Origin of the sequence: Novosphingobium sp. (assembly GCF_031424035.1) — a bacterium.
Taxonomy (GTDB): domain Bacteria; phylum Pseudomonadota; class Alphaproteobacteria; order Sphingomonadales; family Sphingomonadaceae; genus Novosphingobium.
In genome coordinates this window covers 13596-36756 of record NZ_JANPGP010000114.1, presented here as the reverse complement: position 1 = coordinate 36756, position 23161 = coordinate 13596, and the positions used below count along the sequence as shown (strand labels likewise).

Annotated in this window: 22 protein-coding genes; 14 read left to right on the top strand and 8 right to left on the bottom strand. The window is 64.6% G+C overall.

What is annotated here, in order from left to right; all coding sequences use genetic code 11:
* Positions 1 to 99: 99 nt before the first annotated feature.
* The 6 genes from RMO89_RS15640 (at position 100) to RMO89_RS15615 (ending at position 4941) form a co-directional block, all read left to right on the top strand.
* Complete coding sequence (locus RMO89_RS15640) at positions 100 to 372, top strand: flagellar biosynthetic protein FliQ (protein ID WP_310534273.1); 273 nt, start codon at positions 100 to 102, stop codon at positions 370 to 372.
* Positions 369 to 1151 carry a flagellar biosynthetic protein FliR gene (gene fliR, locus RMO89_RS15635; RefSeq protein WP_310534271.1) on the top strand — a complete coding sequence of 261 codons (783 nt, stop codon included), beginning with the start codon at positions 369 to 371 and terminating at the stop codon, positions 1149 to 1151. The genes RMO89_RS15640 and fliR overlap by 4 nt, the downstream gene beginning before the upstream one ends.
* Positions 1148 to 2278 (top strand): flagellar type III secretion system protein FlhB, encoded by a 1131-nt coding sequence (locus RMO89_RS15630; RefSeq protein WP_310534270.1) that lies wholly within the window; start codon positions 1148 to 1150, stop codon positions 2276 to 2278. The genes fliR and RMO89_RS15630 overlap by 4 nt, the downstream gene beginning before the upstream one ends.
* Positions 2279 to 2325: 47 nt before the next feature.
* Positions 2326 to 3762 (top strand): flagellar filament capping protein FliD, encoded by a 1437-nt coding sequence (gene fliD, locus RMO89_RS15625; RefSeq protein ID WP_310534269.1) that lies wholly within the window; start codon positions 2326 to 2328, stop codon positions 3760 to 3762.
* Entirely contained in the window at positions 3762 to 4148 is a 387-nt protein-coding gene (fliS, locus tag RMO89_RS15620; RefSeq protein WP_310534268.1) for a flagellar protein FliS, read from the top strand. Before fliD ends, fliS begins: the two co-directional genes overlap by 1 nt.
* A gap of 190 nt (positions 4149 to 4338) precedes the next feature.
* A complete protein-coding gene (locus RMO89_RS15615) occupies positions 4339 to 4941 on the top strand; it encodes a LuxR C-terminal-related transcriptional regulator (protein ID WP_310534267.1) in 603 nt (200 codons plus the stop codon).
* 130 nt (positions 4942 to 5071) lie between these two features.
* Here the strand turns inward: RMO89_RS15615 and RMO89_RS15610 are convergent, their stop codons facing one another.
* Positions 5072 to 6226 (bottom strand): CoA transferase, encoded by a 1155-nt coding sequence (locus tag RMO89_RS15610; protein ID WP_310534266.1) that lies wholly within the window; start codon positions 6224 to 6226, stop codon positions 5072 to 5074.
* A gap of 148 nt (positions 6227 to 6374) precedes the next feature.
* Here RMO89_RS15610 and RMO89_RS15605 point away from each other — a divergent pair, with 148 nt between their 5' ends.
* The 5 genes from RMO89_RS15605 to RMO89_RS15585 all read left to right on the top strand — a co-directional run bounded on the left by RMO89_RS15605 (position 6375) and on the right by RMO89_RS15585 (position 11877).
* Positions 6375 to 7541, top strand: a complete 1167-nt coding sequence (locus RMO89_RS15605; RefSeq protein ID WP_310534264.1) for an acyl-CoA dehydrogenase family protein — start codon at positions 6375 to 6377, stop codon at positions 7539 to 7541.
* Positions 7542 to 7640: 99 nt separating this feature from the next.
* On the top strand, positions 7641 to 8543 hold the full coding sequence (locus RMO89_RS15600; protein WP_310534262.1) for a CoA ester lyase: 903 nt from the start codon (positions 7641 to 7643) through the stop codon (positions 8541 to 8543).
* Between the two features lie 193 nt (positions 8544 to 8736).
* The gene (locus RMO89_RS15595) at positions 8737 to 10008 is read left to right on the top strand and encodes an acetyl-CoA hydrolase/transferase C-terminal domain-containing protein (protein WP_310534260.1); all 1272 of its coding nucleotides are present in this window, start codon (positions 8737 to 8739) and stop codon (positions 10006 to 10008) included.
* A gap of 1 nt (position 10009) precedes the next feature.
* Positions 10010 to 10777: an enoyl-CoA hydratase-related protein gene (locus RMO89_RS15590; protein ID WP_310534259.1), complete on the top strand. Its 768-nt coding sequence runs from the start codon at positions 10010 to 10012 to the stop codon at positions 10775 to 10777.
* Positions 10778 to 10827: 50 nt separating this feature from the next.
* Positions 10828 to 11877 (top strand): nucleoside hydrolase, encoded by a 1050-nt coding sequence (locus RMO89_RS15585; RefSeq protein WP_310534258.1) that lies wholly within the window; start codon positions 10828 to 10830, stop codon positions 11875 to 11877.
* 70 nt (positions 11878 to 11947) lie between these two features.
* Here RMO89_RS15585 and RMO89_RS15580 read toward each other — a convergent pair whose 3' ends face one another.
* A complete protein-coding gene (locus RMO89_RS15580; RefSeq protein ID WP_310534257.1) occupies positions 11948 to 12856 on the bottom strand; it encodes an SDR family NAD(P)-dependent oxidoreductase in 909 nt (302 codons plus the stop codon).
* Positions 12857 to 12938: 82 nt separating this feature from the next.
* Complete coding sequence (locus RMO89_RS15575) at positions 12939 to 13604, bottom strand: helix-turn-helix domain-containing protein (protein ID WP_310534256.1); 666 nt, start codon at positions 13602 to 13604, stop codon at positions 12939 to 12941.
* Between the two features lie 66 nt (positions 13605 to 13670).
* On the opposite strand from RMO89_RS15575, the gene RMO89_RS15570 reads away from it, so the two are divergent.
* The 3 genes from RMO89_RS15570 (at position 13671) to RMO89_RS15560 (ending at position 16611) form a co-directional block, all read left to right on the top strand.
* Positions 13671 to 13997: a 2Fe-2S iron-sulfur cluster-binding protein gene (locus RMO89_RS15570; RefSeq protein WP_310534255.1), complete on the top strand. Its 327-nt coding sequence runs from the start codon at positions 13671 to 13673 to the stop codon at positions 13995 to 13997.
* 21 nt (positions 13998 to 14018) lie between these two features.
* Positions 14019 to 15266: a cytochrome P450 gene (locus tag RMO89_RS15565; RefSeq protein ID WP_310534254.1), complete on the top strand. Its 1248-nt coding sequence runs from the start codon at positions 14019 to 14021 to the stop codon at positions 15264 to 15266.
* Positions 15267 to 15432: 166 nt separating this feature from the next.
* The gene (locus tag RMO89_RS15560) at positions 15433 to 16611 is read left to right on the top strand and encodes a hypothetical protein (protein ID WP_310534290.1); all 1179 of its coding nucleotides are present in this window, start codon (positions 15433 to 15435) and stop codon (positions 16609 to 16611) included.
* A 74-nt stretch (positions 16612 to 16685) separates the two neighbouring features.
* Here RMO89_RS15560 and RMO89_RS15555 read toward each other — a convergent pair whose 3' ends face one another.
* The 5 genes from RMO89_RS15555 to RMO89_RS15535 all read right to left on the bottom strand — a co-directional run bounded on the left by RMO89_RS15555 (position 16686) and on the right by RMO89_RS15535 (position 23159).
* Complete coding sequence (locus RMO89_RS15555) at positions 16686 to 17522, bottom strand: SDR family NAD(P)-dependent oxidoreductase (protein ID WP_310534253.1); 837 nt, start codon at positions 17520 to 17522, stop codon at positions 16686 to 16688.
* Between the two features lie 4 nt (positions 17523 to 17526).
* Entirely contained in the window at positions 17527 to 18276 is a 750-nt protein-coding gene (locus RMO89_RS15550; protein WP_310534251.1) for an SDR family NAD(P)-dependent oxidoreductase, read from the bottom strand.
* Between the two features lie 87 nt (positions 18277 to 18363).
* Positions 18364 to 20439 (bottom strand): hydantoinase/oxoprolinase family protein, encoded by a 2076-nt coding sequence (locus RMO89_RS15545; protein WP_310534249.1) that lies wholly within the window; start codon positions 20437 to 20439, stop codon positions 18364 to 18366.
* Between the two features lie 199 nt (positions 20440 to 20638).
* Positions 20639 to 22438 carry a hydantoinase B/oxoprolinase family protein gene (locus RMO89_RS15540; protein WP_310534247.1) on the bottom strand — a complete coding sequence of 600 codons (1800 nt, stop codon included), beginning with the start codon at positions 22436 to 22438 and terminating at the stop codon, positions 20639 to 20641.
* A 100-nt stretch (positions 22439 to 22538) separates the two neighbouring features.
* Complete coding sequence (locus RMO89_RS15535) at positions 22539 to 23159, bottom strand: MarC family protein (protein ID WP_310534289.1); 621 nt, start codon at positions 23157 to 23159, stop codon at positions 22539 to 22541.
* Positions 23160 to 23161 lie beyond the last annotated feature (2 nt).

Genomic DNA, 23161 nt, shown 5'->3' with positions numbered 1-23161 from the left:
CGGAGGGGTTTCTCCGCCAGCCTAGACACCCCTCCGTCACGCCTTCGGCGCGCCACCTCCCCATTTGTGCCTTCGGCAAAAACGGAGAGGACCTTGACCATGGATGACTCCGCCTCCCTCTTCGCGCTGGCCGACCGGATGCTGTGGGTCACCGCGCTCGTTGCCGCGCCGGTGTTGCTGGCCAGCCTAGCTGTTGGCTTGGTTATCGGCATCGTCCAGGCAGCGACTTCGGTGTCCGAACAGACGCTGACCTTCGTGCCCAAGCTGGTGATCATCGCGTTGGTTCTGGTCGTCCTTGGCGCATCGATGATGGGCCTGATCGCCGATTTCACCACCGACATCTTCGACGAGATCGGACGGCTGGGCCAATGATGCAACTGACTTTCGGGCTGGGCGCAATCGAGGCCGAGTTCTGGCGCTGGCTGTTCGTCATGACGCGGATCGGCGCGGCGCTGATGGCGGCGCCGTTCTTTGGCGCGACCAGCGTGCCGGTGCAGGTCCGCGTGATCATGACCGGCGCGGTGGCCGTACTGGTGTGCAACTGGCTACCGGTGAGCGCTCCGGCGGCGCTGCTTTCGCTGCCGGGCATGCTAGCAGTTGCCGGTGAAGTGCTGGTCGGCCTGACACTCGGCATGGTGCTGCAGATCGCCTTTGCCGCCCCGGTCATCGCCGCCGAACTGGTCGGTGCGGGCATGGGCATGTCGATCGCCACGGCTGCCGATCCCAATACCGGCGCGCATTCGCCCGCGCTGGGGCAGTATTACGCGGTGGTGCTGACGTTGGTGTTCCTGGCACTCGGCGGGCACCTGCTGTTCATCGATCTCGTGCTGAAAAGCTATTCGGCCTTTCCGCCGGGGCAGACCTGGCTGGGGGCCGGGCGGATGGAGATGGTCGCCGGCTATGCCTCGACCATGCTGCTGACCGCGCTGGCCATCGCGCTGCCGGTTACGGTGATCCTGCTGCTGGTCCAGTTTGCCGCTGGCATGCTGAGCCGGTCCGCGCCGTCGCTCAACCTGTTCGCGCTGGGCCTGCCGGCCGGCGTGCTTGCCGGGATCGCCGGCCTGATCATCTCGGCGCCGCTGCTGCCCGAAGCCATGTCGGCGCTGGTGGCCGACGCGCTGGGCAAGGCGGGCGAGGTCATCACGCGATGAGCGAAAGCGCCGGCGAAAAGAACCACGCCCCAACCCAGAAGCGCAAAAGGGACGCCGCGCAAAAGGGCGATGTCCTGCGCTCGCGCGATCTTGCCACCGCGGTTGCGGCGATGGCCGGGGCGGCGTGGCTGGTCATGGCCGGGCCGTGGTTGTTCAAGGTTCTGGCCGATGGCATGGTTTCCGGCCTGTCTTTCAGCGCGGCGGACCTGCGCGATTTCGCCCCCGCCGGCCTGATGATCCGCGCGCTGATCGCCATTGCCCCGCCGGTGCTGGTGTTGGGCGCACTGGTGCTGGTCGTGTCGATCGCATCGCAGCTTGGCTTTGGCGAAGGGCGCTGGGTGGGCAGCAATGCCTTGCCCAAGGCATCGCGCATCAATCCGCTCAACGGTCTGAAGCGCATGTTCGGCGCGCAGGCGCTGGTCGAACTGGGCAAGTCCATGGCCAAGGCGGGGTTGCTGGGCGCAATCACATGGTACTGGGCGCGCTCGCACTGGGACCTGATCCGGGGGCTTCCCGGACTGTCGCTGCACGGCAAGCTGGCCGAGGGCTGGGACGCGTTGACCTCGCTGCTCTTCGCGCTCTCTGCCGGACTGGTGGTGATCGCGCTGATCGATTTCCCCATCCAGCTGCTGCGCCGGCTTGGCCGCCTGAAGATGAGCGATCAGGACATGCGCGACGAGCACAAGGAACAGGAAGGCGCGCCGGAAAAGAAGCAGGCGATCCGCCAGCGGCAGCGCCAGTTGGCGCGCGGCGGCGTGGCGCGGGCGATGACCGATGCGCAATTCGTGGTGACCAACCCGACGCACTTTTCCGTGGCGCTGGCCTATGATCCGCTCAAGGCTTCCGCTCCCATCGTCGTCGCCAAGGGGCGCGGCGAAAAGGCGCTGGCGATCCGTGAACTGGCCGCCGAGCTGGAACTGCCCTGCCTTGAAATCCCGGCGCTGGCGCGTTCGGTCTATTTCACCACACGCGAAAATCAGGTGATCCGCGAGGAATTGTACGGCGCGGTCGCATCGGTGCTGGCTTTCGTCTTCGCCCTGCGGCGCGGGGAGCGGCCACCCCTGCCGCCGATCGAGGTGCCGGTCGCGCTGCGCTTTGACGCGGACGGGCAATTGGCCACCGCGTGACCCGGATAAGCCCTTAAGGTGCGCGAGCCGCCGCCGTTCTGGCAGTCATGGTGACAACATCTTCTTCCACTTCATCGGCGACAAGCCAGCTGGTCACCTCGCTGGGGGCAGGTACCGGCATCGATATGTCGGCGCTGGCCGAGAACCTTGCCGCCGCGCAGTTTGCCGCCAAGACGGACCGGCTCACCAGCCAGTCGACCCGGCTCGAAGCCAACATTTCCGCCGCCTCCTCTCTCAAATCGATGCTGGTCAACCTCTCCGCATCGCTGGGTGACCGGGTGCGCACCGGCGACCTTTCGCCGCAGCCGACACTGGCGAACAGTTCCGTCGCCAAGCCAACACTTTCAGGCGCGGCGCGTCCGCGTGGGACCTATTCGCTTGAAGTCACCAAGCTGGCGACATCGCAGACGCTGGCCAGCCCGGGGTTCGCCGCGGCCACAACGCCGGTCGGCGCGGGCACCCTGACGCTGCGGTTCGGCACAATTGCCGGCACCGGCTTCACCGAAGACACGGCCCATGCCGCCGCTGCGATCACCATTCCAAGCGGGGCAACGCTGGCCGACGTGGCCAGCGCGATCAACGGTGCCGATGCCGGGGTTACCGCTTATATCGCCCAGACCACCAGCGGCGCGCAACTCGTGCTCAAGGGGCAGGAAGGTGCGGCCAATGGCTTCATTCTCGAAGCTGCCGAAACGCCGGGAGAGGAAGGCCTTGCCGCCCTTGCCTGGACGCCCGCCGGAGATGCCACGCGGCTGAAAGCCAGCTCGGGCGATGCCGCGTTCAAGATCGATGGCCTGACGATGTCGTCGCCATCGAACACGGTCAGCAATGCCATTCCCGGCCTCGACCTCAAGCTGACCGCAACCAATACCGGCGCGCCGACGCAGATCAGCTTTGCCGATCCGGCGGCCGCGATCACCTCGGCCATGCAGGAGCTGGTATCAGCCTTCAACGAGGTCGTCGCCGCGCTTAATCAGGCAACCAACCCGCAGACCGGCGAATTGTCGCAGGACATCGGCGCACGCGGGTTGAAGCGATCACTGTCGCAGTTTGGCAGCCAGATCATCATGCCGACCGCCATCGGCACCGAACCCAAGACCCTTGCCGAGATCGGCCTGTCGACCCAGCGCGACGGCACCTTCAAGCTGGACGGCAGCCGCCTGACGGCAATCCTCAAGTCTGACCCCCAAGGCGTCGCGGCGATGTTCACCAACGGACTCTACGGCGTGTTCGCCAGCTTTGATGGCATTGCCCGCAAGGCCTCATCAACCTCTGATCCCGGCTCGCTCGGCGGCTCGATCACGCGCTATAATGCGCAGGCCCTCAAAGCCAAGACCGACCTCGCCACCCTGACCAAGAAGCAGGAAGAATTGCGCGGCCAGCTGATCAACCGCTTCGCCAAGATGAACGCCAATGTCGGTGCCTCGAAATCGACGCTGTCGTTCCTCAAGAACCAGATCGATGCCTGGAATGCGAAAGGCTGATGTCCTTGCTCGTTCGCAACACTCCGAATGACGTCTACCGCCGGGTCGAGCTCGACGCGCGGATTGGCGGCTCCGACCCGCGCCAGCTGGTGACGCTGTGCTATGAACAGCTGATCGGCTCGCTCGGCACGGCGCTGCACGCTGACGAACGCGGCGACAACAACAAGAAGAGCGAGGGCCTGACCCGCGCCATGTCCTCGGTCACCGCGCTCCAGCTGGGCGTTTCGGGAGACGCCAGCATCGCCGGTGCCCTGCGTCACCTGTACGAGGCAACGCGCAAATCGCTGCTCGATAGCGTGCTGAACTTTGACGCCGGAGCGATACGGACCATCCGGCAGGACTATATCGACATCCTGAGGGCCATGAACGGCGCACAATCTCACTAACGGAAATGGTTAATGGACGGCCCGACAAGGCACTGATTGTACCGCACAAATTTGATCAAATACGGTCAAACCCCTAGCAATAAATACAGGAATGTTGGTTCTATTTGGCGTCATTTTGGACATAACCAGTCGTCAATACGGATGCGTCTCAGGCTTAACCCCTAAGCGTGAATCGGTAAGAAGTTGCCCTATGAACACACGCACCAGCATCCTCCTTGTCGATGGCGACTTTCGCCGCCGCGCGGCCATCTCGCACTGCCTGTCGGGCGGTTCGCTCCACGTCGAACCGTTCGAGGATGCGGGTGAATTCATCGCCCGGTCCCCACGCGAAGGCGTGGCGCTGGTGCATGATGACGGGGCCGGAATCGCTGCCCTGCTCGATCACATGGGGAGCACCGGCAACTGGCTGCCGATCATCGCTTTTGCCGAACAGCCCGGACCGCGCACGATTGTGGAAGCTGTGCTGACCGGCGCGGTCGATTACCTGTCCTGGCCTTTCGATGCCGAAGCAATCTCGCAAAGCGTACTGCTCGCCGAAAACCGCGCCGCCGCCAATTCCGGATCGCGGCTTCGTGAAGCGGTTGCCCGCAGCCGGATCGAACGACTGACCCGGCGCGAACGCGAAGTGCTGGCCGGGGTCGCGGATGGCCTGTCCAACCGCCTGATCGGCGAGAAACTTTCGATCTCGCCGCGTACCGTCGAAATCCACCGCGCCAATATGCTGAACAAGATGGGCGCCAACCACACCAGCGAGGCGATCCGCATCGCCATCGAGGCTTCGCTGATCAATTGACGCCCGGTCGTCCCGGCCGGGACTGGACAGTGGCAGGGACGCAGCCGAACCCTTTCCTTGCCCGCAATGCCCGTTCCGGCCGGGGCACCACAGCGCCATCGCAGGCGCGGGGCGCCGGGGGAGCCGGGGTTCAATCCAGACCCAATTCCGCCTTCAGTTCCGCATTATGCTCGCCAAGACGCGGCGCCGGACCGCGCACCTTGCCGGGGCTGGCGCCGAACCATGTCGGCACGCCCGGATAGGTCAATTTGCCGTATTCACTCTCGATCGGTTCAAAGAACCCGACGGCATTGAGATGCGGGTTGTCGAACAGTTCATCGGTCGAACGCAGCGGTGATGCCGGGATATTGAGCTCGCGCAGCAGGTCGAGCCATTCCAGCGTGGTGCGCGTCAGGAACGTCTCGCCCAGCAGGCCGTAGACCCGCCCAATCTGCTTCGCGCGCAGTTCCAGCGTGGCGAATTCCGGCGCGTTCCATTCCGGCTGCACCCGCTCGACAAAGGCGTTCCAGTGTCGGTCGTTGTAGACCATCGCGGCGATATACCCGTCGGCGGTCTTGTAGGGCCGCCGGTTGCGTTCCACCGCGCGGTGATAATGCGCGGGGCCCAGCGGCGGATTGAACAGCTTGCCGTTCGCATGTTCGACCAGCATGAACGAGGCCATCGCCTCGAACATCGTCACCTCAACCTCCTGCCCCTCACCCGTGCGCTCCCGGTGGAACAGCGCCATCATCGTCGCATAGAGCGCGTGGAGCCCCGCCACCTTGTCGGCCATGATCGTGCCGACGAAACCGGGTTCGCCGTTGAGCAGGTTCTGCACATGGGTGATGCCGCATTCGGCCTGGATCGTATCGTCATAGGCGGGTTCGTCCGCCTGCGGGCCGCGCCGCGAATAGCCGTAGCAGTTGACGTAAACCACATCGGGCCGGATCGCCTTCACCGCCTCATAATCGAACCCCAACCGGGCGATCGCCTTGCCGCGCATCGAATGGATGAACACGTCCGCCGTTGCCACCAACCGCCGCAGGACCTCCTTGTCCGCCTCGTCGCGCAGGTTGAGCATCAGACTGCGCTTGCCGCGATTGACGTTGACGTGGATGCCGCCCATCCCGACCTCCGGACCGGCGGAAATCCAGCGGGTATTGTCCCCCTCCGGCCCTTCGATCTTGATCACATCGGCGCCCATGTCCGCCATGATCTGCGTGGCATAGGGACCAAAGACGACGCTGGTCAGGTCGACGATGCGAATGCCAGCAAGCGGGCCGGGTTTATCGGAAGTTTGGCTCATGATGTTCCTGCGGTTAGGCGAAAGCGCGGCGCAAATCCATTCGCCGGGCCGATATGCAGCGTCAGGGCAGTTGTCGCCCCGGTACAGCGCTGCTAGCCGCCTTGGTCATTGACCTCATTGACCGCACGCCCAACGATGGAGCCGCGCCTTGGATTTTACATTCACCGAAGACCAGCAGACGATCCGCGACGCCGTGCTGCAGCACTGCTCGCAGTTCGGCGACGATTACTGGCTGGATCACGACCGTTCGGGCGAATTTCCCGAGGAGTTTTACGCCGCCATGGCCGAAGCCGGCTGGCTGGGCGTTGCCATGCCCGAAAGCTGCGGCGGATCGGGCCTCGGCATCCTCGAAGCCTGCATCATGATGCAGGCCGTGGCCGAAAGCGGCGGCGGCATGACTGCGGCCTCGACCATCCACGGTCCCGTCTTCGGGCTGGAGCCGGTGATCCTGCACGGCACAGAGGAGCAGAAGCAGCGGATGATCCCGCCGGTGATCGCCGGCAAGGACAAGATGTGCTTCGCCGTGACCGAACCGAACACCGGGCTCGACACCACCAGCCTCAAGACCCGCGCCGAAAAGGTCGAAGGCGGCTACCGCGTCAATGGCGAGAAGATCTGGATCACCAACGCCCACGTGGCTGACAAGATGCTGATCATCGCCCGCACCACCGCGCTGGAGGACGTCAAGAAGAAGACCGAGGGCCTGACCCTGTTCTACACCACGCTCGATCGCAGCAAGATCGAGACGCGGATCATCCCCAAGATGGGGCGCCACGCGGTGGGATCGAACATGGTGTTCATCACCGACCTGTTCATTCCCGAGGAAGACCGCATCGGCGCCGAGGGACAGGGCTTCAAGATCCTGCTCGGCGGCCTCAATCCGGAACGCTGCTTGCTCGGTGCGGAAGCGACCGGCCTTGGCCGCGTAGCGATCCAGCGCGCGGCGAAGTTCGCGCAGGAACGCGTCGTGTTCGGCCGGCCCATCGGTCAGAATCAGGGCATCCAGCACCCGCTCGCCAAGGCGCAGATGCAGGTCGAGGCGGCCACGCTGATGGTGTGGAAGGCCGCGAGCATGTTCGACAAGGGGCTCGATTGCGGCGTGGAGGCGAACACCGCCAAATACCTCGCTGCCGAGGCCGGGTTCGAGGCGTGCCAGACCGCGATGATGTCGATGGGCGGCATGGGCTATGCCCAGGAATACCACGTCGAGCGCTACCTGCGCGAAGTGCTGATCCCGCGCATCGCGCCGGTCAGCCAGCACCAGATCATGAACTACATCGCCGAGCGCGTGCTCGAACTGCCGAAGTCGTATTGATTTGCAACCTCGTCATTCCCGCGAAGGCGGGAACCCATCTCCTGACTTGGCGTAAAACGCACTGCCGGAGATAGATCCCCGCCTACGCGGGGATGACGAATGGATAGGAAATTTCTGATGCACCACGCCCCCGCCACCGCCCGTTCCTGGCTGTTCGCCCCCGGCGACAGCGAACGCAAGATGACCAAGGCGATGGAAGGCACGGCCGACATTGTCCTTATCGACCTTGAGGATGCCGTCGCCCCGGAAAGCAAGGCCGCCGCGCGGCCGATGGTTCACGATTTCATCAAGGCCAACCCGGAACAGCGCCACCGCCTGTGGGTGCGGATCAATCCGTTCGATGGCCCCTACACCCTGGCTGACCTTGCCGCCGTCATGCCCGCCCATCCCGGCGGCATCATGCTGCCCAAGGTCTATGGCCGGCAGGACGTGGAAAAGCTCGATCACTGTCTCTCCGCGCTCGAAGTGGCGAACGGGATCGAGGAAGGTTCGACCCCGGTGATCGTGCTGATCACCGAGACGGCCGAGGCCATGTTCCACACCGGCGACTACAAGGGCGCCCCGCGCGTCGTCGCGCTCACCTGGGGGGCGGAGGATCTGGCCGACTCAATCGGCGCGCAGTCCAACAAGGACGAGAGCGGCGCCTATACCTTCACTTACGAGCTCGCCCGCAGCATGACCGTGCTCGGCGCGGCGACCGCCGGGGTCACCGCGATTGAAACGATCAGCGCCGATTTCCGCGACCTTGAGGCCCTGCGCCAGCGCGCTACCCGCGTGCGCCGCGACGGCTTCAAGGGCATGATGGCGATCCACCCGGCGCAGGTCGACGTGATCAACGATGCCTTCACCCCCAGCGAGCAGGAAATTGCCGAGGCGCAGGAAGTGGTCGACATTTTCGCGGCCAACCCCGGCGTGGGTGCGATTGGCTTCAAGGGCGCAATGCTTGATCGGCCCTATCTGAGCCGAGCGCAGCAATTGCTGCGGCAGGTGGGGAAGCTGTGAGGGAGGTCAATCCCACCCATCAGATTCGTCATGCTGAACTCGTTTCAGCATCCATTGTGACTTGGCCACGGGTCTGTATCTTGTCGAAGCAACGGCGCAATTATGCCTCCCACGATAGCTCCGGACGCGGGGCACGATGGACCCTGAACCAAGTTCAGGGTGACGAGGGATGGAATGTCGGGAAAGCCTGCCTGTGACGATCCAAATCACCCCCGAGACCCTCGACCTCAGCCAACACCTCCGCCCCGGCGACCACATCGTCTTCGGGCAGGCCTGCGGCGAGCCGACCACGCTGGTCCGCGCCCTGATCGAACAAGGCGCGGCCATCGGCGGCCTATCCGCCTTCATCGCCACCAGCTTTTCCGGCCAGTTCACGCCGGAAACCGCCGCCAGTTTCCGCCTGTCATCAATGGGCGCGATCGGCGCGTTGCGATCGATGACCAAGGCGAACGCACTCGACGTGATCCCTGTCCATGTCAGCCAGGTCGCGCCGCTGATCGCCGCCGGGGTGATGCCCTGCGACGTGGCGATGATCCAGGTCAGTCCGGCCGACGCCGATGGCAACCATTCCTGCGGCCTGATCAGCGACTATGTCCGCGCGGCGGTCGACAAGGCGCGGGTCGTGATTGCCGAGATCAACGAAGCTGTTCCCTATACCTTCGGCGAGACCATCCCGGCCTCGGCCATCGACGTGTTCGTCCACACCGATGCCGCCCCGGTCGAGGTCGCGCCCGCGAAGATTTCCGAGACTGACGAAGCTATTGCCCGCCACTGCGCCGCCTTCATCGGTGATGGCTCGGTGATTCAGACCGGCGTCGGCGCGGTGCCCGATGCGATCCTGCGCCAGCTGCATGACCGCAAGGACCTCGGCGTCCATTCGGGTATGCTGGGCGACGGACTGGTCGACCTGATTGAGGCCGGCGTGGTGACCAACGCTCGCAAGGAAATCGATCCCGGCGTGACGATTAACGGCGCGCTGATCGGCACGAAGCGGCTCTACGATTTCTGCGACCGGAATACCGCCGTGCGCATGACGCCGACAAGTTACACCCACGATGCCGGGGTGCTGGGCCGCTTGTCACGCCTCGTCACGATCAACTCAGCGCTAGAGGTTGACCTCACCGGACAGGTCAACGCCGAGGGCACCGGACTGGCATACATGGGCGGCACCGGAGGGCAGGTCGATTTCGTCCGCGCTGGCGCGCGCTCGCCCGGCGGGGCCTCGCTGATGGTCCTCGCCGCGAGCGCCAAGGGCGGGACGATCAGCAAGATCGTGCCCGCGCTCGGCGGCCCGGTCACGACCGCGCGCAGCGAAGTGGACGTGGTCGTCACCGAATTCGGCGCGGCCCAGCTCAAGGGCCAGTCGCTCGCTGAACGAGCGCGGCGGCTCGTGGCCATCGCCCATCCCGATTTCCGCGAAGAGCTGGACCGCCACGCCTTCGACATTGCCAAGCGGGGTTTCTAAGATGACCGACGCCGTCCTTTACGCCATCGCCGAACCCGGCATCGCCGTGATCGCCATCAACCGGCCCGAGCAGCGCAATTGTCTCTCCGCCGAAGTTCGCGATGGCCTGCGCGCCGCGTGGGAGCGCTTCGAGGCGGATGACGGGGCACGGATCGCCATCCTCACCGGCGCGGGCGAAAAGGCGTACTGCGCCGGCGGCGACCTCAAGGAAATGGTCGAGAAGCAGCTGAAGGTGCCGCCGCGCGACATGTTTCCGGTGCCGTACGAGAACATCCGCCTGTCCAAGCCGACCATCGCGGCGGTGAACGGCGTGGCCTTTGCCGGCGGGTGGATGATCGCGCAGGCCTGCGACCTCTGCGTGGCATCGACCGCCGCGAAGTTCGCCATCACCGAGGTCAAGGTCGGCCGCGGCAGTCCGTGGGCGGCACCGCTGATCCACATGATCCCGCAGCGCATCTACATGGAGATCGTGCTCACCGGCAAGCCGATCACCGCCCAGCGGGCCTACGAGGTCGGCCTCGTCAACCGGCTTGCCGAGCCAGCGGACCTGATGGCCTGTGCGCTGGAACTGGCACGCGAAGTGATCGAGGGCGCGCCGCTCTCCGTCGAGGCGGCGCGCAACACGGTCATGCTCGCCACCGAAATGGGCCGCGCCGATGCGCTAGACGCTGCCTATGCCGCGCACGAAAAGTGCTACAATTCGCACGACGCGCAGGAAGGTCCGCTGGCCTTTTCGGAGAAGCGCAAGCCGGTGTGGACGGGTAAATAGACTTTACCGTCTAATTGGATCGGCTACACTGGCTCTAAAGGGAGAGAACCATGCCGATCAATCGCCGCAACCTGATGTGCGGAGCCGCCGCGCTCGCCGCCGGGGCTGTTGCCAGCCCGGCGCTCGGCAAGGTCAAACCTTTCAGCCCGCAGTTCGGCCCGCGTTCGCGTGTCGTGTATGTCAACGATCTTGCCGGGGACATCGACGGCCTGTTCGCCACGGCACACATTGCGCTTTCCCAGACCTCGGAGCTGCGCACGATTATCGGTTCGGGCTTTATGGGCCCTCATGAGAGCGCCGATAACGCGACGAAATTGGGCCGCGAGATGATGGGGTTGATGGGTCTCAAAGTGCCCATTGTGGCAGGATGCCCCAAGGCGATCGGCAAGGACAAGGTCCCCCAGCCTTCTCCCGGCGTGCAGGCGATCATCGACGAGGCCATGCGCACGGACACGCAGCTTCCGCTCTATGTCGCGGTGGGCGGCGGCCTGACCGAGGTGGCCAGCGCGATTCTGATCGAACCGAAGATCGCCGAGCGCATGACCCTGATCTGGATCGGCGGCGGCTCCATGCCGGACGGCGCCCCGCGAGAGGCCAATTTCAACATCGATCCCGATGCGGCCCGCTTCATCTTCAACGAGGCCAAGGTGCCGATGTGGACGATTCCGCAGGCCGTCTATTCGATGTGCATCGTCTCTGCTACCGAACTGCAGGCCCGGGTCGCGCCGCACGGCAGGATCGGCAAGTGGCTTTACGAAAAGCTGGTCAACGCGTCGGCTGACATGTCGCGCAACCTGCCACCCGGCATCAGCTTCAAATTCAACACAGGCGAAACCTGGATCCTCGGTGACAGTCCCCTTGTCGTGCTCACCTCGCTGACCGACTGGGTACCGAATTTCGACTTCGCGACGCGGGCCGTAAGCTGGGACAAGACGAGCGCGGGCCGTTACGACGAGGTGCCCTGTCCCCTGATGAACGCGGACGGATCATTCAGCCCCCGCAGCGATGGCCGCAAGGTACGCATCTACAAGGACATCGACACCCGCCTGATGTTCGGCGATTTCTTTGCCAAGCTGGAGCTGAACTACCCGGCGCGGTGAGGACCACAATTAGGCTCGTAATCCCGGCCTTCGCCGGGATGACGAAGGGCAGCAGAGCCGGAAACGTCCGTTACCCCTCCACGCCCTTGGCCATGCCGAACGAATAGACCAAGTGATCGACATGACCGTGAAGGCCGAAGATCTTCGGGTCGGTCTTGTCGCGGATCTGGCCGACCTTCGCGTCAACATCGTCAACCGTCCATGCGGGCTGGTAAGCGCCCTTGGTCTCGGCGATGTATATTTCAGTCATGCGGCCGGCGACGGCGGCGTAGAGCTCGCCCGAAACCGAGCAATTCTCATGCGCCAGCCAGCCGACCATCGGCGCGACCAGTTCCGGCCCCATCGGCGGGTATTGCGAGGTGTCGAGCCCATCGGCCATGCGGGTGACGGCGGCGGGCACGATGACGTTAGACTTGACGTTGAATTCCTCGCCCTCAAGCGCGATCACGTTGTTCAGGCCGATCATTGCGGATTTGGCCATGGCGTAGTTCACGCAAGCCTTGTTGCCATAGACTCCGCCGATCGAGCTGGTCAGCACCATGCGACCGTATCCCGCATCGCACATCGGCCCCATCGCGGCGCGCACCACGTGGAACGCGCCCTTAAGGTGGACGTCGAGCACGGCGTTCAGGTCTTCGTCGGACAGCTCGCGGATCGTGCCGTAACGGACGTTGCCGGCGTTGTGGATCAGCACGTCGATCCGGCCCCAGGTGTCGAGCGCCGCCTGCACGATGGCGCGGCCGCCGTCTGGCGTGGCGACGGAATCGGTGTTGGTGATTGCCTCGCCCCCGGCGGCGCGGATGGCGTCGACCACGTCCTGCGCCGGGTTCTCGTCCGAGCCCTCTCCGCGGATCACCGAGCCATTGTCATTGACGACGACCTTGCAGCCGAGCGATCCCAGCAATTCCGCATAGGCCCGGCCAAGCCCGCGCCCAGCCCCGGTAATCACCGCAACGCGGCCGTCAAAACGCAATGCCATTCCATCCTCCATCGAATGCCGCCGTGCTGCCGCAGAACCCCGCCCGGTGCCAGCGCGCGCCGTATACTATCGCCTGAGCGACCTAAGCCTTGACCGCGCGGCTGCAGAATTCCCAAAGTTCGTCAGCCAGCGCCAGCCGTCGGGCGCGATTGGGAATCCCTGTTTCCTCGGCCAGTAGTTCGGTGTGCACCGTGGTGGAGACGAGGTTGTAAACCAGCAATGCCATGCGGTCGGCATCGCCGTTGCGAACCGATCCGTCGGCCATGCCTTCGGCGAGGTACCCGGCCATGGCGGCGAGCAACGGGCGTAGCGCCTCGGCCAGTTCGCCGGGATGGCTCTCCGCCAGTCGCATATGCTCGCGGCTGAGCGCCGCGCCGCGCAGGTCGCGCCCGCCTTCAGGCGTCTCGTCGACCCCGTAACGGCCGAGCACAATCGAGGTCACAACGAAGCGCAGCCGCTCCATCGATGTCTTGCGGTCGCTCGCCCATTCACCCAGCTGCCTTGCGGCGGCGTGCAGGGTCTGGGCGAAGACCGCGAGAACCAGATCGTCCTTGCCGGCGAAATTGTCATAGAAAGCCCGCCGCGCCAGACCGGTGCGGGCGAGCACGGCGCGGATGGTCAGGCCTTCCAGCCCCTCCTCCGCCAACAGGTCATAGGCCGCCGCGGCAAGCAGCTGCGCGCGCTGGTCCGAGGGCGCATTCCGGCGCGCATCGGGCGCGGTTGGAGCAAGTTCGATTGACTTTGGCACAGTGCTCGGCTACCCAATTGAGAACGCCGTTCTCATGTGCGGCCATTCCTTGGGAGAGTCAAGTCGATGCCTAACGTCACCTATATCGAATCGAACGGCGCCGCCCACGTGATCGACGTGCCGTTCGGCGAAAACGTGATGCGCGGCGCGCTGTACAACAATGTCGATGGCATCATCGGCGAATGCGGCGGCGGACTGTCCTGCGCGACGTGCCACTGCTATATCGACGATGCCTGGGCCGACAAGGTCGGCACCCCCACCAGCCAGGACGAGGTCGACCTGCTCGAAGGCGTCAGCGCCGAGCGTAAGCCCACCAGCCGCCTGTCATGCCAGATCGTCATGGGCGAAAGCCTTGATGGGCTGGTCGTCCACCTGCCTGAATCGCAGTACTGAGCCGGAACCGGGAGAGACCAGATGCCTATCGACGCCGCCAACCCCGTTCCGCCCACCTATCCGCGCCGTTCCGGCATGGACCAGGTGCCCGCGCACGTTTCGCCCGACCTGATCCGCTCGGTCGGGATCACCTATGCGCCCGAATTCCTCGCCAACCCGCAGCAGTTCTTCATCGACCTGCAGACCAAGCAGCCGCCGCTGTTCTATGAAGTCGGCATGATGGGCAATTCGTGGCAGGCGACCAAGCACGCCGATGCCCTGCACATCCTGCGCCATCCGGAAGTGTTCTCGAATGAAGGCGCGACCCCCTTCCCGCGCGATCCGAACGATTACTTCTACTTCATCCCGCAGGAAATCGATCCGCCGGAGCATCGCAAGTACCGCAACGTCGTCGATCCGGTGTTCAGCCCCCAGGGCGTGATGAAGCTGGAAGGCAAGATCCGCAAGCTGGCCAATGACCTGATCGACCAGTTCATCGATGACGGGAAGGTCGAGTTCACCGAGGCGTTCGGTCGCCCGCTGCCGGTTATGGTGTTCCTCGACATCATGGGGCTGCCGCAATCGATGCGCGACACTTTCGTCGAATGGGCGATGGACCTGCTCCATTCGAACAGCCGCGAGATCATGGGCGAAGCCATGGCCAAGATCACCGCCTATCTGAAAAGCGCGATTGCCGACAAGAAGGCCAATCCCGACGACGGCGTGGTGAGCCTGATCGCCCATGCCGAGATCGACGGCCGCCCGCTGTCAGACAAGGAAGTCTTCGGCTTCGTCTGCTTCCTGTTCATCGGCGGGCTGGATACGGTATTCGCCACGCTCAACAACGTGTGGCTCTACCTCGCGCGCAATCCGCAAATCGTCGAGGAAATGAAGGCCGATCCGGACAATATCAACGCGCAGGTCGAAGAACTGCTGCGCCTGTGGTCGGTCACTTTCTCGGGCCGCGTGCTCATTCAAGACACCGAACTGCGCGGCGTGCAGCTCAAGAAGGATGACCGGATCACCTGCATCCTGCCGTCATGCAACTTCGACCCCGAAGTTTTCCCGAACCCGACCGAGTGCAATTTCCACCGCCCGCGCAAGACCGTGCTGGCCTTCACCGTCGGTGCGCACTCCTGCATGGGCGCGCACCTTGCCCGGCTGGAAATCAAGATCGCGCTGCAGGAATGGCTGAAGCGCATCCCCAACTTCTCGGTCGCGCCCGATTTCAAGGCCGAGTACCGACCGGGCGGTGTTGTCGGGCCCGAGGAAGTTCCGCTCACCTGGTAATCAGCCATCACCCGGGCGGCTTGCATGGCGGGCCGCCCGTGGCATCCTTCCCTCTGAAAAGGGGAGGTGCATGATCAACACAGACCGGCGCGAGGTGATCGGCGGGGCGGTTTGCGCCGCCTTGGCTGCAGGGTTACCCCTTCCCGCACTGGCTGGAGAGGCGCGCATGACCACACCGATCAACCCCGATATCCTGCACTACCTGTCGGACCTCCACGGCGCGGTCGATAACCTCAAGGATACCTGGCACCCCGAAGACCCGGCTTATCGCGCCGACCTTTATCGGCAGACGATGACGAGCCTGTCCTACGCCTATTTCATGTACTTCCACGCGGACGCCGAACACCCGGACTGGGCGCCGCTGTGGAACCCGGTCTATACGTTGCAGCCCAACCCGGACGATATCTATGTCCAGTCGCCGATCCGCGGCGACCTGACCTACCGCGTCTCGGGCAATCGCGGCACCTGCAAGATCCTGTCGTTCACCACGCAGGCGGCGCTTTCCGGCACGGTCGACCAGATGCCGGTGCCCAACGGCCACAACGAGCTCGACACCAACGATATCGGCATCGGCCTTGGCGAAGATTTCGAGATTATCTTCAGCCAGCAGCGCCCGGAAGGCTACACCGGCCACTGGGCCCCGCTGCACCCGGCAGCGCGCGGCATGTATCTGCGCTACCGGATGTACGACTGGGAGAAGGAGCGCGATCCGCAGTTGTCGATCGAATGCCTCGATCAGGTAGCCCCAAAGCCGCGACTTTCGCCCGAGCAGATCCTTGAGCGCATTGAACAGATGGCGAAGTTCCCGGCGCGCAAAACGAAGCTTTACAACGCCATGCAGAACGCGGTGAAGCAGAGCGTGGGCTTCAATGTGTTCCAGCCGGTGCGCTATCCCGGCGCGCTGGTGAAGCAGGTCTACTGGCCCGCCTGCTTCCAGTTCGACGCCGACGAAGCGCTGATCATCGAGACCGAGATCCCCAAGCGCGCACCATACTGGAACATCCAGCTCAACGACCCGATGTTCAACGCGCTGGAGTACGTTTACCGCCTGAGCAGCACCAATGGCGCGATGGCCCGGCTGTCGAGCGACGGCAGATACCACGCGGTGATCGCGCTGGAAGACCCCGGCGTGCCCAACTGGCTCGACCCGGCAGGCTATACCGAGGGCGGCATCTATGGTCGCTGGTACGACTGCGACAGCGAACCCGTGCCAACGATCAAGCGGGTCAAGCTGAAGGACCTGCGCGCGAACCTCCCCGCCGATACGCCGGTGGTGACGCCCGAGGAACGGCACGAGGAATTGGCGCGGCGTGTGCGCGCCTGCCAGCGGCGGCGGCGGTGGTAACGTCGTCCCGGACTTGATCCGGGACCGTTGGCGGCCTGACGCAAGGCTGCTTCGATGAGGCCACCGGTCCCGGATCAGGTCCGGCCCGACGTGAGCTCCTCGCTCAGCGCCCAAAGTCGCGCACCATTCGCCGGATCATGCGCCGTCGGGTTCGGCACGCGCGGCGCGCAGCGGTGATAGTAGCCGCCGTTGTCGAGCGACTCCGCCGGCTGCGAATTCAGCCACAGCAACGTCTCGGCGCCCTGCTCCGGCGTGATCTTTTCCATCGCATCAGTATGCGTCCGCGTCGTCTCAGGCACGTGGGAGAAGAAGTTCGAAGCAACCGTGCCCGGATGGAAGGAATAGGCCAGCAGCCCCTCCCCGCCATAGCGCCGCGCCAGCTCCGTCGCGAAAATCACGTTCGCCAGCTTGCCCGAGCAATAGGACGCGCCGGGCGACTGCTTCAACGGGTCCTGCAGGTCCTCCCAGTTGAGTCCGGGGATCATTTCGCTGCCGTCGCTGCTGGTGTTGATCACGCGCGGATGCGGCGCGGCAAGCAGCAAAGGCAGCAAGCGCGTGGTCAGCACGAAGGGGCCGAGGTGGTTGCCGGCAAAGCACTCTTCCAGCCCCTCGGCGGTCACTTTCGGCTCAGGAATCATGCCGCCGGCATTGTTGGCGAGGAGATCAATGCGGTCCGTAAGCGCGGTAATCTCGTCCGCCAGCCGCGCAGCATCGGCCATCAGCGACAGGTCGGCGCGCAGCATGGTGACATCACCGCCTGAGGCTGCGGCGCGCAGCTCCGTCTCCGCCGCCGCGCAGCGTTCGGCATTGCGCCCCACACCGATGACGCGCCAGCCTTCGAGGGCCAAGGCCTTGGCAGCGGCGAGGCCGACCCCCGCACTGGCCCCGGTGATGACGGCGGTTTGCACCATGGCCTCAGCTCACCACCCGGCCGCCGTTCACGCCGATCGTCTGGCCGTTAACATAGCCCGAATCCTCGTGGCACAGCCAGGCGCAGGCATTGGCGATATCGTTCGGTTCGCCCATGCGGCGCACCGGGATCGCCTGCAGCAGCATCTCGGTGGGGATCTGGAACTTGTCGCGGTTCGCCTCGGACATGATCGTGCCCATCACCGAACCGGGAGGGATATTGTTCACCGTGATGCCCAGCGGGCCAAGCTCCTGCGCCATCGAGCGGGTCAGCGTGATCACCGCGCCCTTGGAACTCGAATAAGTGCACATTCCCACCGCCCCGGTCTGCCCGCTCGACGAGGAAATGTTGACGATCCGGCCCCAGCCCTTCGCCTTCATATCGCTCAGAACTTCCTGCGCGACAATGATCTGGCCAAGCACGTTGATCCTGTAGACCACTTCCCAGCGCGCCTCGGTGATCTCCTCGAACGGCACGAAGTCGGTAATGCCGGCATTGTTGACGAGGATAGTGATAGGCCCGAACGTCTCGCGCAGTTTCGCAACCGCCGCCTTGACCTGCGCTCGGTCGGAAATGTCGGCACCCAGCGCAATCGCCTCTCCGCCCGCCGCCTCGATCGCTGCGACAGTATCGGCGCAGAGGTCCGCCGTCAGGTCGAGCACGCCGATGGCCACGCCGTCGCGCGCCAGCCGCTTGGCGCAGGCCGCGCCGATGCCTGCCTGTCCGCCGGTTACCAGTGCTACCTTGTTTGCCATTGCCTCATCCTCCCGATCAGAAAGGGCGACGCTATGCCGGGGCCCCGCCGAAAGGAAGGACAGGGCTTGGCATATCGTGGAGGCGGATCAGGCCTTGATCAGTTCGTAATCGCCTGAGGCATCGACCAAAGCCGACCAGCCCGGATAGACGACAATGGTGGTGAAGGTTTCCTCGATGATCGCGGGCGACGGCACCGTGTGTCCGGGCTGGAGATCGCTGCCGAGATAGACCGGCACATCGCCGAAGCCCTGCCCCAGATTGGCGCGGCGGGTCTTTGCCGGGACGGGAGCCCCAGCTGCCGTAGCCGCACCGCCCGCCGCCGAAGGGCTTGGCGTTGCGACATGGCTGGCGAGGCGAACCCCGGTAACTTCGGGCACTTCATGGTCGCGCACGTGATTGTATTCCGCCATGTGCCGCGCGTTGAAGGCGGCGATCGCACGGTCGCCAAGCCCTTCGTTAGCGAAGCTCAGATCGCCCAACGCACCTTCGGAGGCGATGTCGAAAGTGAGCGAGAAGTTCTGCCCCGGATAGCGCATGTTGATGCGGTAGTTCGCCTTGACCTGTTCGCGGGTGAACCCGGCCCCAGTGAAATAGCGTGCCGCCCGCGCATCAAGCTCGCTCCACAAGCCGCGCAGTTTCGCAAGATCAAGCGCATTTGCCGGCGCAATCAACGAGCGTTCCTCGTCAATCGCCGGATCGGCCACCAGCGTGCCGAGCGCCGAGAACGTCGGCGATGCCTTGGGCACCAGCACGCGGGTGATGCCCAGATCCTCGGCCTGAATCGCGGCGAAAGCCGGGCCGTTGCCACCATAGGCGAGCATGACGAGGTCCTTGGGATCGATGCCCTTGCCTGCGGTCGTGCGGCGCACGCCCTGGCTCATCGAGGCATTGACCACGCGCCAGCAATCGAAGGCGGCTTGTTCTGGATCGCCGTGGCCCATCTGGTCAGCGATGGTCTGGAAAGCCTCGGCCACGCCCGCCTTGGTCAGCGTGAAGCTGCCCCCGGCAAAGCCCTCGTCGGTTGAAAGGATGCCGAGCATGACCAGTGCGTCGGTCACCGTCGGTTCGCTGCCGCCGCGACCGTAGGCCATCGGTCCCGGCTCCGACCCGGCGGAGCGCGGACCGACCTGCAGCGCGCCGGCGTGGACGTGGCAGATCGAACCGCCTCCCGCCCCCAGCGTCTCCACCTTCACCATCGGCACGCCGATCAGGTAGCGGTGGTGCATGTTCCAGCCGGCTTCGGCGGGTGCCTCGCCGTCGATGACGAGGCTCATGTCATAGGAGGTGCCGCCCATGTCGACGCAGAGCAGGTTCGGGCAGCCCTTGGCGCGGCCGGCATGGGCCGAGCCGATCACGCCCCCGGCGGGGCCGGATGCCAGCACGCGGATCGGCGAGCCTTCGATATAGTCGACGCTCATCACCCCACCCGATGCCTGCATGACCATCAGCTGGCCGGGATAGCCGCCATCGCGCAGGCGGGCGACCAGCCGGTCGAGATAATGCCGCACGCGCGGCGCGACGAAGGCATTGACCACGGTGGTGCTGGTCCGGTCATACTCCGGCGCGCGCGGCAGCACTTCGTGGCTGAGCGAGATAGAGACGCCGGGCAGTTCCTCGGCGGCGATCTCGGCAATGCGCTTTTCGTGGGCGCTGTTCACATGGGCAAAGAGCAGCGACACGGCGAGCGATTCCACGCCCTGCTTCTTCAGCTGGCGGCAGGCATGGCGCACGCTGTCTTCATCAAGCGCCTTGTGCACCGTGCCATCGTGCAACACGCGTTCGGCCACGGTCAGCCGCCGGCGGCGCGGGGTGATCTGCTTTGGCGGGGCAAGGCGGACGTCCCAGATATCCTCCTTGTACCCGCGCCGGTATTCGATCTCGTCGCGGAAACCTTCGGTGGTGATGAGGCCGGTGAGCGCACCGTTCATCTCGATCAGGGTGTTGTCGGCAACAGTGGTGCCGTGCACGATGGCATCGCACCTTGAGAGGAAGTCGCCGAGCGCCAGCCCTTCCTTGCCGGCGAGAGTTTCCAGCCCCTGCATCACGCCCAGCGAGCGGTCCTCGGGCGTCGACAGGTTCTTGTGGAGGACGACCGCGCCTTCCTTCAACATGGCGAAGTCGGTGAAGGTGCCGCCGATATCGATGCCGATGCGATAGGTCATGCGGCGCACTCCATCCGAACCCAACCCTCAACGTCATGCTGAACTTGGCTCAGGATCCATTTCGCCCCGCGACCGGAGCGTGGTTGGGCACACTTGCTGGCCGCGTGTGCGTCTGGCCGGATGGCACAGTGCTTGAGGCCCGATGGATCCTGAAACAAGTTCAGGATGACGGGTTTGTTGGCACAGGGGCTTGCATCCTTCATGCCGCCATCTCCGCACGCAGCGCCACAGTCGCTGCATGGTCCACTTCGATCGTGTAGTCCTCCAGGCTGCCGGTCAGCACCACGCCGTACCTCGCCCGCGCGCCTTCCAGCGAGACGTACTCGTCAAGCACGTCCTCCTTCACCGTCTCGGGATCACGCGCCAAGGCCGGGCCGAAGCCCGCACCGCCGCCGTGCTGGTAAGCGATCACCGCCTCTGCCGGCAGCTGCGCCTGCGCCGTCCGCTCGATCTTGTACTGACCCGGCGAGCCCCATTCGAAGTGGTTGGTATAGGGAATGGCGTCATCACCGCCGCACATGCCGCGCAGGGGATGATCGGCGCTGACCATCCACGCCATGGCCATCGTCGGACCGAGCACCTGCTTGACGTTCAGACTGCCGGGACTGCCTCGCCACTGCCCCGCGCCGCCGCCATCGGTGGTCATTTCGCGACTGATGTTGAGGATCGGGAAACGCGCCTCCGCATCCTCTGCCTCGGACAACAGCAGGTTGCCAAGGCTGACCGGGCAGGAACCCCAGCCGTCGATCCCCTGCACCGCCGACGAGTCCATCGACCGGCAATCGACGCCCTGATCCATCCACATGCCCTGTTCGTTGAAACCGATCACCGCGTTGGGCATGCCAATCTTGTACAGCTGCGGCTGGGCGCGTTCGGGCACGACGGCGGACAGCGCGAGGCACACCGCTTCGGTTATCTCGCAGGCCGGGTGGAAAGATCCGAGCGCGGCGGGCTTGTTCGGCGGTGGCTGCGCAATGCAGCCTTCGGGAATGACGATGTCGACCGCATCGAAGCAGCCTTCGTTCTTGACGATCGTCGGGTCGACCATCGCCACCACCTGAGTCATCACGTAGCTGCGCGAATTGGCGAAGGTATTCCACACGCCGACAAGGTCCTGCCGGTCATCGGTGCCGGTCAGGTCGACCGTCAGGCTGTCCCCCGCGACGGTGCAGGTCACGTGGACCTTCACGTCCTTGGTGCCCATCGTATCGGCATCGATCAGCACGGTGGCTTCGTAGGCACCGTCGGGCCAGCCGGCGAATTCGGCGCGCATACGGCGTTCGGTATGCGTGATCGAATGGTTGATCGCCGCCTTGATTGTCTCGCCGCCGTGCCGGGCGATCAGCGCTTCCAGCCGCTTTACCCCTTGCTGCACGCCGCCGATCATCGCCGCGAGATCGCCGGCGATGGTGGCAAAGCGGTTGTTGCGCACGACCATGTCGAACACGTCCTTGCGGCGCTGCCCCCGGTGGACCAGCTTGACGCAAGGGAACTGCACACCTTCAGTGAACACGTCAGTCGCCTCGAGCGTGAAACCGCCCGGGTCCTTGCCGCCGGTATCACCCTGATGCGCCTGGAGCGAGATGAACAGGATCAGCTCGCCCTCTGGCGAATAGACCGGGGAATAGACGCAATAATCTGGCAGATGTCCGCCGCCGTGGTCGGGATCGTTGGACAGCAGCACATCGCCCGCGCCGATGTCGTAATCGTCCATGTTCATCAGCGCCCAGCGGACCATCATCTGGTTGACGAAGGTCAGCTGCGGCGTGCCGATCGCGCCCATGGCCAGCCGCCCGTGGGCATCGACGATAGCCGCGTTGCGCTCGTTCGACGAATTGATGATCGGCGATGACGCCGCCCGGCCAAGGTGCGTCGCGCTTTCGAAGCAGACGGTTTCAAAGGCGCCGCGAATGATGTCGGCGGTAACCGGATCAATCTCGGTGGCAGTCGGCAGGGGCGCGCGCCGGGCGGCGAGCTTGCGATTCAGTTCGAAGGACATTGTGCGCCTTCCCTCTCCACTATTTGTTAAGGGGGTAGGCGTGGGGGTGGCCCGGGCGCTCTACAGAGAGCGCGGGTTCATATGCAGCAGGCGAAAACGATCAGGCCAAAACCTGCCTCAGGCCATCGACGACATATTGCGCAGCAAGTGCCGCCAGCAGCACTCCGAGAAGCCGGGTAATCACCGCCTCGACATGTTTGCCGAGCAGCTTCATCAGTGGCGCGGCAGCAATCAGCGCGCCGAGCGTCAGCAGGACCACCGCGAGCATGGCCGCGAGGATCACCAGCGTCTGCTGCGTGCCTTCGGCGCGGGCGGTGAGCAGCATGATCGTGGCGATCGATCCGGGTCCGGCAATCATCGGCATGGCCATCGGGAAGACCGATACGTCCTCGACCTCGGGCGTGCCCATCAGGTCCCCGGCGCGCTTTTCGCGCCGTTCGGTCCGCTTTTCGAACACCATGTCCATTGCGATGAAGAACAGCATGATGCCGCCGGCGATGCCGAACGAGTTAAGCTCGATGTGCAGCGCGCCGAGCAATTGTTCGCCGAACAGGGCGAAAACCACGAGGATGATCGCGGCGATCAGACAGGCGCGTGATGCCATCGAGATGGCCTGCTTGCGGCTCGCTCCAGCGGACAGGCCGGCATAGATCGGCGCGCAGCCCGGCGGGTCGATGACCACGAACAGCGTGACGAATGCAGAAAGGAAGAGGTCGATCAGCA